The organism is Psychromonas arctica DSM 14288 (assembly GCF_000482725.1).
Classification (GTDB): domain Bacteria; phylum Pseudomonadota; class Gammaproteobacteria; order Enterobacterales; family Psychromonadaceae; genus Psychromonas; species Psychromonas arctica.
Map to the genome: position 1 here is coordinate 38,461 of NZ_KI519481.1, position 12,989 is coordinate 51,449.

At 38.7% G+C, this 12,989-nt stretch carries 11 protein-coding genes; 6 read left to right on the top strand and 5 right to left on the bottom strand.

The genetic code is table 11. The features are described 5' to 3' along the window. Window positions 1-137 precede the first annotated feature (137 nt). From H592_RS0117075 to H592_RS0117095, 4 genes are all read right to left on the bottom strand, one after another. Window positions 138-1,094 (bottom strand): sensor domain-containing diguanylate cyclase, encoded by a 957-nt coding sequence (locus tag H592_RS0117075; protein WP_028869843.1) that lies wholly within the window; start codon window positions 1,092-1,094, stop codon window positions 138-140. Further along, complete coding sequence (locus tag H592_RS0117080) at window positions 1,091-2,092, bottom strand: response regulator (protein WP_028869844.1); 1,002 nt, start codon at window positions 2,090-2,092, stop codon at window positions 1,091-1,093. The genes H592_RS0117075 and H592_RS0117080 overlap by 4 nt, the downstream gene beginning before the upstream one ends. Window positions 2,093-2,370: 278 nt before the next feature. Next, window positions 2,371-3,324 (bottom strand): tRNA-dihydrouridine synthase, encoded by a 954-nt coding sequence (locus tag H592_RS0117085; RefSeq protein ID WP_028869845.1) that lies wholly within the window; start codon window positions 3,322-3,324, stop codon window positions 2,371-2,373. An 892-nt stretch (window positions 3,325-4,216) separates the two neighbouring features. Next, window positions 4,217-5,020, bottom strand: a complete 804-nt coding sequence (locus H592_RS0117095) for a class I SAM-dependent methyltransferase (protein WP_028869846.1) — start codon at window positions 5,018-5,020, stop codon at window positions 4,217-4,219. A 283-nt stretch (window positions 5,021-5,303) separates the two neighbouring features. Here H592_RS0117095 and H592_RS23400 point away from each other — a divergent pair, with 283 nt between their 5' ends. Continuing rightward, the gene (locus tag H592_RS23400; protein ID WP_051369233.1) at window positions 5,304-5,720 is read left to right on the top strand and encodes a hypothetical protein; all 417 of its coding nucleotides are present in this window, start codon (window positions 5,304-5,306) and stop codon (window positions 5,718-5,720) included. Between the two features lie 267 nt (window positions 5,721-5,987). On the opposite strand, the gene H592_RS22655 is transcribed toward H592_RS23400, so the two are convergent. After that, window positions 5,988-6,905, bottom strand: a complete 918-nt coding sequence (locus H592_RS22655) for a tetratricopeptide repeat protein (RefSeq protein WP_182692083.1) — start codon at window positions 6,903-6,905, stop codon at window positions 5,988-5,990. 147 nt (window positions 6,906-7,052) lie between these two features. Between H592_RS22655 and H592_RS22660 the strand changes: the two genes are divergently transcribed. From H592_RS22660 to H592_RS0117130, 5 genes are all read left to right on the top strand, one after another. Then, window positions 7,053-8,009 carry a S49 family peptidase gene (locus H592_RS22660; RefSeq protein ID WP_037072061.1) on the top strand — a complete coding sequence of 319 codons (957 nt, stop codon included), beginning with the start codon at window positions 7,053-7,055 and terminating at the stop codon, window positions 8,007-8,009. A gap of 8 nt (window positions 8,010-8,017) precedes the next feature. Then, entirely contained in the window at window positions 8,018-8,173 is a 156-nt protein-coding gene (locus H592_RS24085) for a hypothetical protein (protein WP_156916147.1), read from the top strand. Window positions 8,174-8,734: 561 nt separating this feature from the next. Beyond that, complete coding sequence (gene apt, locus H592_RS0117120; protein ID WP_028869847.1) at window positions 8,735-9,280, top strand: adenine phosphoribosyltransferase; 546 nt, start codon at window positions 8,735-8,737, stop codon at window positions 9,278-9,280. Between the two features lie 3 nt (window positions 9,281-9,283). Continuing rightward, entirely contained in the window at window positions 9,284-11,938 is a 2,655-nt protein-coding gene (dnaX, locus tag H592_RS0117125; protein WP_028869848.1) for a DNA polymerase III subunit gamma/tau, read from the top strand. A 38-nt stretch (window positions 11,939-11,976) separates the two neighbouring features. Continuing rightward, window positions 11,977-12,306, top strand: a complete 330-nt coding sequence (locus tag H592_RS0117130; RefSeq protein WP_028869849.1) for a YbaB/EbfC family nucleoid-associated protein — start codon at window positions 11,977-11,979, stop codon at window positions 12,304-12,306. The last annotated feature ends 683 nt before the right edge of the window (window positions 12,307-12,989 follow it).

Genomic DNA, 12,989 nt, shown 5'->3' on the forward strand with positions numbered 1-12,989 from the left:
TCAGTTATACCAACTTAGTTAGTGACAATCTAGTTATACCGATAATGCTTCTGAACAAGATAAAAAATGACAGCATTTAATACTCATTTTAAATGCTGTCATTTAGTCACAGTCTCTAAATTATCTGATCGATAAGACTAGTGGACACTAAATCCGACTTGATTTCGACCATTATTTTTGGCCAAGTACAAACCTAACTCGGCCATTTTAATCCAAGCCTCGAAGTCTTCAATACTATCCGTTATTTGTGCAATACCTAAACTGACGGTGACTTTAACTTTTTTTCCATCACAGTCAAAATGCATTGCTTCAATAGCGGCACGTATGCGTTCAGCGGCAACTTTTGCACCCGCTAGGTCAGTATCAACTAATAAAAGTGAAAACTCTTCACTGCCAACACGACCGACAATATCTGTCTCTCGTTGATTTTGACGTAAACTTTCTGCAACGCCTTTGATCACTTGATCACCAAAAGGGTGCCCGTAGGTATCATTAATCTTTTTAAAATGATCAATATTTAACGTCACCATCGATGTTTTGTGGTGCGCCCGCTGATGGCGTTTAAATTCAATTTTACACCTTTCTTGCCAGTAGCTTTGATTAATCAGTTGTGTTAATCCATCTATATGGCTTAAATGTTCAAGCTTGTGGTTCGCTTCTTGCAAAGCTTGTCGATTTAATGCCACATCGGTTACATCGTAAATAATCATACATATTTGTGTGACTGTACCAACTATGTCGGTTAAGGGTAAAAAGGTTACATTTTGATACATAAATTCAGCATTGCTGGTAATCGGTCGATAACTTTTGAATTTAAATAAATAAGGGCGTTGTTCCCAGGTAGTAAACGCTTTATTTTTTAATAAACAAACACTGTTCACTTTTTGTTGTAACCAGTCCTCAGGAATGCTGGTAAACACATCGGTTATTTTTTTATCAACCATGTGCGCAGTTAATAAACCAGAATGATTTTCCATGAAACCATTCCATACTTTGACATTGAAGTCTTTATCGATGATCACTAGCCCTACATCTATGTTATGAACCATATCAATGAGCCAGTGGATATCTTTTAATTCTATGTTTGCACTCATTGGTCTAAGAGGTATCCTATTTTATGTTGAATGACTTTAATCGACTCTTCAGTGAATAAAAGTAACAGGTCACATTTAATGTCGTGATCTTGAATTCTGTAGCTGACCTCGATAGTTAATGTTTTCTGCCAATCTTTTTGACGACTTTTAATCAAATCTTCGACTTTTCCATGTTGCCCTAACACGCTAGGTTGACCTTGGCTAAAGTGAATATCTAACTGCTCAGCTAAGCCATTCAAAAATGCACCTACCAGAATATTAGAAATATCGTTCATCACTTCCAACTCTAAATGATCACAGATCATATTTTCATATTTGAGCAGTTTCGTCATCTCATCAAAATTTGAGTCATGGAAAATAACAATTGCTTCACCGCTGATCCCAGAGCTAATAAATCCCTGTGTGACGGCAGAAACAGCATTATCTTTAGCTATATTCGTGAGGGCCATGTGCAACTCACTACTTTCAAAGGTATTTACATTGGGGATAGGTAATAAGATGAAAACATCTAATAGTCGGCCTAATAAGTCACCGGCTCGGCCCATTGCAATATTAGATACTTCTTGCAATACATCTCGAACACTCACTTTTTCTAGGCTTTCAGGGCTTGTAAGTGAATTATGGCTACCTGGTTTATAAATGCCATATTGTTCCAGAATGGTCATTAATTTAACATTGTTGATCGGTTTTTCTATGAAATCAATCGCACCTAGTTCTTTTACTCGGCGATGTGCTTCCGGTTGAATATCACCGGAGATAACAATCACAATCGCGGGTAGATCATCTCGCTGAATCTCTTCTAAAACTTGGTAACCATCCATGATCGGCATATTCAAATCAAGAAATACAATATCTCCCTTTTTTTGACGAATAGTTTCTAAGCCAATTTTGCCATTCTCAGCAAAATTGACAGTAATATCCCAATCTTTGGGTAATGAGCGAGCAATTTGTTTCCTGGCTAATGCAGAATCATCACAGATTAAAATGGGTAAGGGCATATTATTCCTATTATATGTCATCGGTACAAGACTAGCGAAGTTGTAAAGCAAATGTAACTAAGCTAACAGCGCCTACAATTATTCTTACTGCAATAAGGGTAGGCTAATAATGACAAAATAGAACTGATTTTGAATGCTTTTTTTAAATTTATTACGGGTTGGATTAAAATATCATTAATTTATGTGAAGATAGATGTCGATATAGTTGTTAATAGGGCTAATTTACTGGGTGTAGTGATTTATTTTAATCATTAATGGATGTACTTTTAAATGCCTACTTAGATAGCTAATTCTGTGTGTTGCGCTTGTTGTAAAGCGAGTAACATTTCATTTGGCTGACGGATTGCACGCACTGATTGTAAAAAAGGATCCGCTTGAGGATGCTGTAACTTCATAAACATCAACCACTGTTTAATACGACTTGGCATAAATTTTTCTTTATCTTCAATTTCGCGTAGCCATTGAAAATACTGCTCCATCACCTGTAAGTTTTGTAACCAGGAATAGGGCGCCTCAGTACCTTTTAACACATTCGCAAGGTTGGGCACTGCCAGAGAACCACGTCCAATCATTAAATGGTCGCAACCACTGATTTCAATACAACGTAGTGCATCCTCAAAACTAAAGATATCACCATTCGCAATCACTGGAATATCGATTGATTGTTTAATTTTTTTTATCCAATGCCAATGTGCGGGTGGTTTATAACCTTCCTCTTTGGTACGCGCATGAACCGCTAACTCGCTGGCTCCAGCTTCGGCAATCGCTTGCGCATTTTCAATCGCTAAGCTTTTATCCGCATACCCTAAACGAATTTTGGCACTAACAATATGCTCACTAGGTACTGCATCACGTACTGCTTTAACGATTTGATGTAAAGCTTCAGGGTCTTTTAATAGCACGGCACCACCGCGACTTTTATTAACTGTTTTAGCCGGACACCCAAAGTTTAAATCAATCCCCTCTGAGCCTAACTTAATCGCTCGAAAAGCATTTTCAGCCAAACACGCAGGATCTTGTCCAAGCAATTGCACACGCACAGGTGTACCAGATTCGGTACGACTAGCATTGCGTAATTCAGGGCATAAACGATAAAATACACGAGAAGGTAAGGGTAATTCGACAACACGTACAAACTCGGTCACGCAACGGTCAATACCTCCAATCTGGGTTAAAAATTGGCGCATGTGAAAGTCCATCACACCTTCCATTGGGGCAAGCGTTATATGCATTATTTTTCTCAGTTTATTAGGGAGGCAGGATTATACCCGCTCTGTTTATTTAAGCAAAAGCAAAAAGCAATTAACGACCAAGGGCGGGTGACCGAAGAAATTAGGTAAAAAACGTTAGAAATAATGTTTTGTGTTTTTAAAATCACAAGCAAAAGCATTTAACCACGAAGGCACGATGGGGTGAAGAAGGTTAGGTCAAAATCATTACTATTATTAAACAGCATTTAAAGTTTATATTTATTCACTGGTTTTTGTTTCGCTTTTCTTCGTGCTCTCTGTGCAGCATAGCGGCTTCGTGGTTGCTTTGTGTTTTTAAGATCCCAAGCAAAAGCATTTAACTACGAAGGCACGAAAGGTGAAGAAGGTTAGGTCAAAATCTATGTAAGTAATAAACATTATTTTTTTAGCTTTCGTCTTTGCTCATTGATGCATCTTGGTGTTTATTTGCAGCGTATTTCGCCCTGACGGCGATCTTCTTTCTCTTATCAGAAGAGAAAGAAGCAAAGAGACTGACACCGAGCATTTTCTTCTCTAATCCAACAGCTTATTTTAAACGTACCAGCTCTTACGGTACGTTCCTGTACCGAACGAGCTTAAGACAAACGTCCTGTTTGTCTTTACTAAAATACGCTGTTGGCTTAGGGAAATTTAACGGTGGGATTTTTTTGTTGTGTTTGGGCTAGGGTGTTTTGTAGATAATGGCTTCTTCTTTAAAATCAAAGTCAAGATCAAGAGCTATTAACCACGAAGGCACGAAGGGTGATGAAGGTAAGGTCAAAACCTTTATTAGTAATCAACAAACTCAATCTTTATACATTTATTGTTTAGGTTTTCTTCGTGCTCTCTGTGCAGCGCTGCGGCTTCGTGGTTGCTTTTGTTTTTGTGGTTACATTTATGTTGCTTCGTTTTCTCGGTCTAACAGTAATTGCCACAAGGCTTCGTAATTGAGCATGTTGAGATGTTTCCTGGTCTGGTTATGGCGCAGTTTATCTTCCGTATTGTTATAAGGGCCTGTTGCACACAATTCACAATAGGCTTCACCTTGATATATCGCGGCGCTCAGCTCTTGTTTTAAGGGGTGTTGCTTATTATCACTCCAGACATAAGTGATACCTTTAGTATCTTTCACATGTTTATCTCGGTCCACATTACGCACTTTATAACCTGGGAAAGCATCAATATCGAAGTGATGCCAGCCTAAGTATTCAATATCAGTATTTCTATGTAATGCGTTCTCAATGTTCCACTCTTTATAAGGTTGCACATCTTTAGAGGTGATATAGCATAACCGTGCGCCGTTAGGGTCTAAAAAATGTTTAAAAGAATGGATTAAAAACGTCCGCAATAATTGACGATTTAAAGTATTGATATGCACATCTTTACACTTCTCTTGGAATTCTTGATGTGATTTAAAAGCTGGAATAAGTGGGAATTGAAAAATAACCACATCAAAATGTTGCTTTTTGAGTGCGCCCCATGAGCTTGGATCCATGACATCGAAACCACATAAAACTGGGCATTTTTGTTGTAATAGGGTGTCATAATCATTGACCGCATACTTTGCTAATAAAGTATCGCTAGCATCAAAGACAGTGGCCGTTAAACTTGATGGTTTATGGTGTGTTAATAATGAGGCTGAAAATGATAGATCACCGTCACCCACTGTTAATACGCGCCATTCTTTATTAATGATCATGTTTTATTCCTATCTTAAAAATCGCGCGCAGTATAACAAATAGGAGGTTGAATGTTTCCTTTAATTTTTTTACAGTAATGCACTGGCGATTGTTGTGGTCATAGGCATGGTCAAGGTTATGGCTACGCGCATTATTAACGGTTTACAAGGCTCAACATTGTAGCTGAAACTCACTATTCTCATTCATTATTACGCTTCACTATCTCCATTCAACTCAGGCTTTTTAATTTATCAAATTCGAGTTAACTTCATTCACAAACCTGTATGTAAATAAGGTGACACTATGAAACTAATGAATAGTAAGATCGTGATGATCATTATTATCGCTATTGCTTTTTTGAGCATCATCTTACTAGTTATGTCCAGCTTGAAATTCGATCATAAAGTTGCCTTTAAAATCGACAATAATCATCAATCGGAACAACAATATGAGCAGCAAGATGAACAACAAGCAACAGGCGTAATGGTTCAACATTTACATATTGCGATTAACTCCCCGACAGATAAAAACGCGTTAAACACTATCACTAAATTTGCTGACGACAGCCGCTATTATCTAATGATAAGGGGCTGGTTGGTACAAAAGTTAAGTGGTGTTGAAAGCAGATTAAATGCACAAAAATCACCTAATAAACGTGCCGACTTAATCGCTGAGGTTGAGGCTTTAAAACAAGCGATTCGTGCCATCGATTTAGAATAGCAGGCCTTGTTTCGTTAATTGAATGCAGGCATTAGAGTCGTTGTGTTTATGCGGAGTGCTGATAAAAAAAGTGCGTATAATAAAGTGTTTTTTCAACAGAGCCATTGCAGTTAGGTAAGTTATTTATTTGAGCGCTTGTGGTTAGATTAGGTAAGTTGTTTACATAGAGCCGTTGCGTTTGCTCTAAGTCAGTAGAATTATTATCATCGATGTAAAGGAAGAGCCTAAATTATCTTAGGCTCTATTTTATGGCTGAACCTCTAAATACTAGCTATCAGTCGACGTTAATAAAGCATCAAAACTATCGTTGCCACGTAAATTTTCAAAGTCATCTTCTTCTGCAGCTAACTCTCTCAAGGCTGAACGCCCCTCTATGGCTTTCTCTAAATCACTGATTGCTTGATCTTCGACTCCTAAGCAAGCATAAGCACAGGCGCGCTGGTAAAAGGCATCCTGATTTTTATCATCCATATCTAACACTCGGTTACAAATACTTAATGCCCAGTGGAATTCTTTCATTTCCATTGCGGCATCCGCTTTAGAAGTCAGCGCTTCTAAATCACCGGGTCTGATTTTCAAAATAGCATCATAAGCTGACATTTTCTGTTCAGGCGTTTGGCTTTTTTGAGCACGTAACCAAAGGTTATGGATCTCATTGATTTTTTCAATTTCTATATGGTTATCAGCAATACGTAATGTTTTTCTACGTAAATCTTTTTCCAACCGTTGAAACTTTTCTTCATAAGATTCAGCAATCATTTTAATTTGTGTATTTGCTTTCTTAGTGGTGTTAACGCGGATTTCATGTAATGACTTCCAGCCAAATAAAGCGACTAATGACGCAACACCTGCAATGATATAGAAGAAAAAGTTAACGGTTTGTTCTGCATAGCTTAGAGATTTATCGGCAACACTTAACTCTCTATCTGTAATTTCAATAGTAAGGCGGCGCTCTAAATCTTGTAGATCATGTCGAGTGGCTTTTAGTTCGTCAAGAATATAGCGTTCAACCAAGGCTTTTTCGGAAAAGCTAGGCGTTGCGATGTTATTGGTTTTTGATGCGACGGCAGCCAATGATTGTTCTTGTGTTTCAGTCGCAGAGTCTTCATCCGTAGATTTAACGTCTGCCCAGCTGGCAATGGAAATGATGCTGCAGAATGACAGTAACAGTGCTTTTCTTGACATGACTTCTAATTCCTTTGGATCTCTTTAAGTAATCTGAAAGTATGACCTATGTCTATATTTTTACAATAGCCAAAGGTAACATTTATCTTGAATTTACGATTAATTACGGGTTGAATAGCTAACCCATTCCTATTGTGAGAATCAACAATGCAAGAGCCTGAAAATAATCAACAAAAGTGGTTATCTGGTTTTATGAAAGAAACCTTTAAAGAGCAAAAAAGAACTCGTCGCTGGGGGATATTTTTTAAACTGTTAACTTTTACCTATTTATTCGTGGCACTGTTTTTATTTATGAACACGGGGGTGTTAGATAAAGATCAGAAAAATCAACAACCTCATACTGCTATGGTGGTGGTAAATGGTGTGATTGCAGCTGATAAAGAAGCTAACGCTAATAATATTGTGAGTGCTTTAAGAGCGGCTTTTAAAAATGAACAATCAAAAGCGGTGATGTTGGTTATTAATAGTCCCGGCGGTAGCCCTGTGCAATCCGGTTATGTAAACGATGAAATTAAACGGTTACGTGGCATTTATCCTAATAAAAAACTATACGCTGTTATCGCTGAGTTAGGAGCGTCGGGTGGATATTATATGGCCGTAGCAGCGGATCAAATCTATGCGGACAAATCCAGTTTAGTGGGGTCGATTGGTGTTACTGCATCGAGCTTTGGTTTTGTTGATTTGATGGAGAAAGTGGGCGTTGAACGCCGTCATTATACTTCTGGTGAACATAAAGCATTTTTAGACCCTTTTTCGCCCGCTAAAGTGGAAGAAGCTGAGTTCTGGCAAGGGGTGTTAGATAGTACGCATCAACAGTTTATTAAGGTGGTAGAGGAAGGGCGTGGCGACCGTTTAGTTAAGGATAATAAAGATCTTTATTCTGGTTTGATTTGGAATGGTGAGCAAGCGTTAGCGTTAGGTTTAATTGATGGTTTAGGTAGCCCTGGTTACGTTGCAAGGGAGGTGATTAAAGCGGAAGAGATTGTTGATTATTCGTTTAAAGAATCAAAATTAGAAAGCTTTACTAAAAGCCTCGGTTTATCGATCGGTGAAGGGGTAGGTGAGTTGCTTAGTACATCAAACGGTTCGCTAACGTTAAGGTAAAATGCTTTTTGAACACAAAGCAAGAGAAAAAAGCATTTAACCACGAAGGCACGAAGGGTGAAGAAGGTAAGCCAAAAGCAATTACTTTGCTATTTAAGTTCTTTAGCTTTCGTCTTTGCTCATTGATGCATCTTGGTGTTTATTTGCAGCGTATTTCGCCCTGACGGCGATCTTCTTTCTCTTATCAGAAGAGAAAGAAGCAAAGAGACTGACACCGAGCATTTTCTTCTCTAAACCAGCAGTTTATTTTAACCGTACCAGCTCTTACGGTACGTCCCTGTACCGAACGAGCTTAAGACAAACGTCCTGTTTGTCTTTACTAAAATAAGCTGTTGGCTTAGGAAAATTTAACGGTGGGATTTTGTTGTTGTGTTTGGGCTAGGGCGTTTTGTAGATAATGGCTTCTTCTTTAAAATAAAAAGTCAAAAGCATAAAGCAATTAACCACGAAGGCTCGAAGGAGGGAGAAGGGTAGATCAAAGGCGTTATAAATAATGCCCATATTTCAATCTTTATTTTATGTTTTCGATGTAGCTTAGTGGTTTAGTGATTGCTTCAATTTTTAAATTCATGCCTTACTTTTGCATTCAATTCATATTACTAAGCTAATCAGATTATTTTTCATGCAACAAATGAAAATAGTTACGCACTTTTGGCCAAGACAACTTGCACAACCGCAAGCAACTATTTACCCTTATGGCATTAGATAATGACAGGACATAAAAGATGAGCACGGAATCACTAGCACTAATCAAAAACAGTATCAAAAGCATCGACGATTATCCGTTGCCAGGTATTACATTCAGAGACATTACCAGCTTGATTGAAAATGGTGCTGCTTTTGCTGCTACGATTGAATTATTCAAAGCTCGTTACAACAACCAAAAAATCGATAAAATAGTCGGCACGGAAGCGCGTGGCTTTATTTTTGGTGCGCCATTAGCCGCAGCTTTAGGGGCAGGTTTTGTACCGGTTCGTAAACCTAACAAACTACCTCGTGAAACTATCGAAGAACACTATGAGTTAGAATATGGTAACGATACTTTGCAGATCCATAAAGATGCCATTAAACAAGGCGAAAAAGTATTATTGATAGATGATCTATTAGCCACTGGCGGAACAGCTGAAGCATCGGTTAAATTAATTCAACGTTTAGGTGGTGAAGTGATTGAAGCTGCTTTTGTTATTTCCTTACCAGATTTACATGGCGAAGATAAATTATCCACAATGTCGATTCCTGTTTTCTCTTTGATTGAATATGCGGGTGAATAATTAGTGAGCTATCAAGTTTTAGCACGAAAGTGGCGACCACAAACTTTTAAAGAAGTGATTGGGCAACCCCATGTATTAACCGCATTGGAAAATGGGTTAGCACAAGATCGCGTCCACCATGCCTATTTATTCAGTGGCACGCGTGGTGTTGGTAAAACAACTATCGCTCGTATTTTAGCAAAAAGCTTAAACTGTGAAGTAGGGGTTACTGCAACACCCTGTGGAAAGTGTGCGAATTGCCAAGCGATTGATCAAGGGCGATTTGTAGATTTATTAGAAATCGATGCTGCTTCTCGTACTAAAGTGGATGATACCCGTGAATTATTAGATAACGTGCAATATAAACCGGCGCAAGGGCGTTATAAGGTTTATTTAATCGATGAAGTGCACATGTTATCTAAGCACAGCTTTAATGCATTATTAAAAACCTTAGAAGAGCCGCCTGAGTATGTAAAATTTTTACTAGCAACGACGGATCCGCAAAAGTTACCAATCACTGTATTATCTCGATGCCTACAGTTTCATTTAAAAGCGATTTTACCAGAGCAAATAGAGCATCAATTAGCCGAAATCTTAAAGCATGAAAAAGCAACCTTTGAGCAAGCTGCATTAGGTGTTATTGCAAAAGCCGCTGATGGTAGTATGCGAGATGCATTGAGTTTAACGGATCAAGCCTTAGCATTCGGTGCAGGACATATTGAATATGCCGCCGTACTTAAAATGTTGGGTACGATAGACCAATCTCATTTACATTATTTACTGCATTTCATTGCTTCGGGTAATAGCCAAAAAGTATTTGAAAAAATTCAAGAGTTTGTGCATTTAGGAGCCGATTTCTCAGCATTACATCAAGAGCTGGCGAGTCTGTGTCATCAAATTGCATTAATTCAACTACAGCTTAATGCTAATGTCAGCAAAAAAAGTGCAGTGCAGCTGCTCGCTGAGCGCTTAACACCTGAAGAAGTTCAGTTATTTTATCAAATCGCAGTACAAGGGTTTAAAGATTACGCCTATGCGCCAAACGGAAAAATCGCATTAGAGATGACTGTGATGCGTTTGTTGGCGTTTAAACCCGCCAATTATGTTGATATTGATGAATCAATGTTGGAACAGGTCAATCAAAATCAGCCTGAATTACCTGCTGTATCAAATACAATAGCAAGCGCAAAAGCTGAATCAGAACAGCATTTATCACCTCAGTCAGCACCGACGATTGCCACTGCACCTATTGTTGAAACTGCGCAAGCGCTAACAGCCGCTCCTGCTTCAGAGCCCAGTACTATTGAGTCTAATATTGTTGAGCCTAAAATTGGTGAACCTAATATTAACGAGCGTGATGTTACCGACAATAGCGCAACTACACCTACTAGAACACCTTCTGATGCAGTCAATTCAGAAATCGTTACTGGGCAACCCATTGAACAAGCTTCATCTGCAGACTATCAACAATACTCGAATGCGGAAGTTGAGCAATATCATACAAACCCAGAACAACATCATCAAGCTACTAATTATCAGCCTGTAACGCAAGACAATAACCCTGAAAATAATATAGCGCATCATGCTGTGGCACCGGTTACTTCGACGGTGGCTGACACAAGTCAATCTCGCAACATGTTACGTAGTCATCGTTTGAAAAGAGAGGCGTTAAAAAAGACTGAAGCGGCAACTGAACAACAATCATCGAACATTCATGATCGGTCTGTCGCAGCAGTAACAACACCTACCCCTCAAAAAAGTGTAGAAGTGACGAAAGCTAGAGCGCCTGAAATGGCGGCGAAAGCAGGAGATAAAGTTACAGCGCAATCACAGCCGCCAGTGAAAGCGAGTAATGAGCAAGAATTACCCCCGTTGAGTAGCTATCAGGAGCAGCCTCCTCAAGGTGATTATAACGAATATGATGCTGGTGGTTATTTTGACCAACAAGCACCGAATATGCCTGAAGAGTATGCGCCACAAAACAATTATTCAGGTGATTCAGTATCAGCAAAAGATCACTCGGCAGATGCTGCAAACGATCATAATATAGCTCCGCTTGTGAATGCTAATCCGGCACAATCTATTCAGCCTAAGCCTGTTCAAGAAAAGCCTGTCAAACAAACGGTTCAAGCACCTATTCAACCAGTGCAATCTCAACAGAGCCCGCCTCAAGCGATCGTCAATAATGATATTTCAGCACTCAATACGGGGCAGCATAATGCCACGGATGTTGAACTGATTGGTAACAATAACTTACAAACACTTGAGATTGATATCGCGAGTTATGTCGAAGACAAGATGACCGATGAATGGTTCTTAGCAATTAAAGCAATGCAGTTGGTGGGGTTTGAAAAGCTATTAGCGAAGAGTACGGTGATGCAAAAAAACGAACAACATATTCAGCTAACGTTGCATGAATCACAACAACATTTACTAAATAACCAAAGCTTATGTGAAGATTTAAAAGCTAAACTGCGTGATTATTACGGGCAACAGTTCAATATTACTATTGAAGCGGGTAATGTAGCAGGCAGCCATACACCGATGGAATTAGAAAAAATCGTTTATCAGCAATATTTAGATAATGCCAAATTATCGATTAAAAATGATCCAATTGTACAAACCTTTGTGCGAGATTATGCCGCAAAGGTCTATGAAAATAGTGTAGTGCCGTTATAATCGGACACATTAACCTTAACTTATAAAAGAGAGAAATTATGTTTAGTAAAGGCGGAATGGGCGACTTAATGAAAAAAGCCCAAGAAATGCAAGAAAATATGAAAAAAGCACAAGCTGAAATTGCCAATACTGAAGTTGTTGGTGAGTCAGGTGCTGGCTTAGTAAAAATTACATTATTAGGTAACCATAATGTACGTAAGGTTGAGATCGACCCAAGCTTACTAGAAGACGATAAAGATATGCTTGAAGATTTAGTTGCAGCAGCAATGAACGATGCAGTACGTCGTGTTGAAGAAGTAAACAAAAGCAAAATGAGTGGTTTAACAGGTGGTATGGATTTACCGCCAGGTTTTAAAATGCCTTTTTAGGCTAAATTAAAACCAATAATTTGGCTCTCATTCCCTTTACTGTGAATAGCGAGAGCCATTTATAGCATTCTCTCATCACTACCACTTTAAATTTTAAAACCTTTTACTATCAATCACCTAGTAATATTCATTTCTCACATTCTAAAATAGTTATCCTTTTCTTATCACTTTGCATGTGACTAGATATTGCTACCCGATATCGCCACAACAAAACCATTACCACTGTGGACGAACAAACCCAGCGTAAAGATTTCCCAAGCTAAAACTAAAGCAAAACTATCAAACTAAAAGCAGTATTCACACGCAGAGAATTTGGAACGAGGCAACCCGAGTTTTTGTAACACAAACAATGCAAGTGCAATTTATTTGCAGAAGCATGGTAGTCAATTAATCCCTTTCAATTTACAAACTAAGTCGATCAACGTGGCTGCAATATCCCCACCGTAAAGTTTTCCCAAGTCATCCATTCCTTTTAGCAAAGCCAAACAGGACGTTTGGCTTAAGCTCATTCAGCACATGGATGTGCTGTATGAGCTGATGCGTTAAAAAAGGAATTGATTACTTGGAGCAGAAAACGATCCGGTGTCAGTCTCTTTGTCGCCTTTCTCTTCTGATAAGAGGAAGGCGTGCCGCCGACAGGGCGAAACCACTGCTAATAAATATCAAACAACTACGACGAGCAA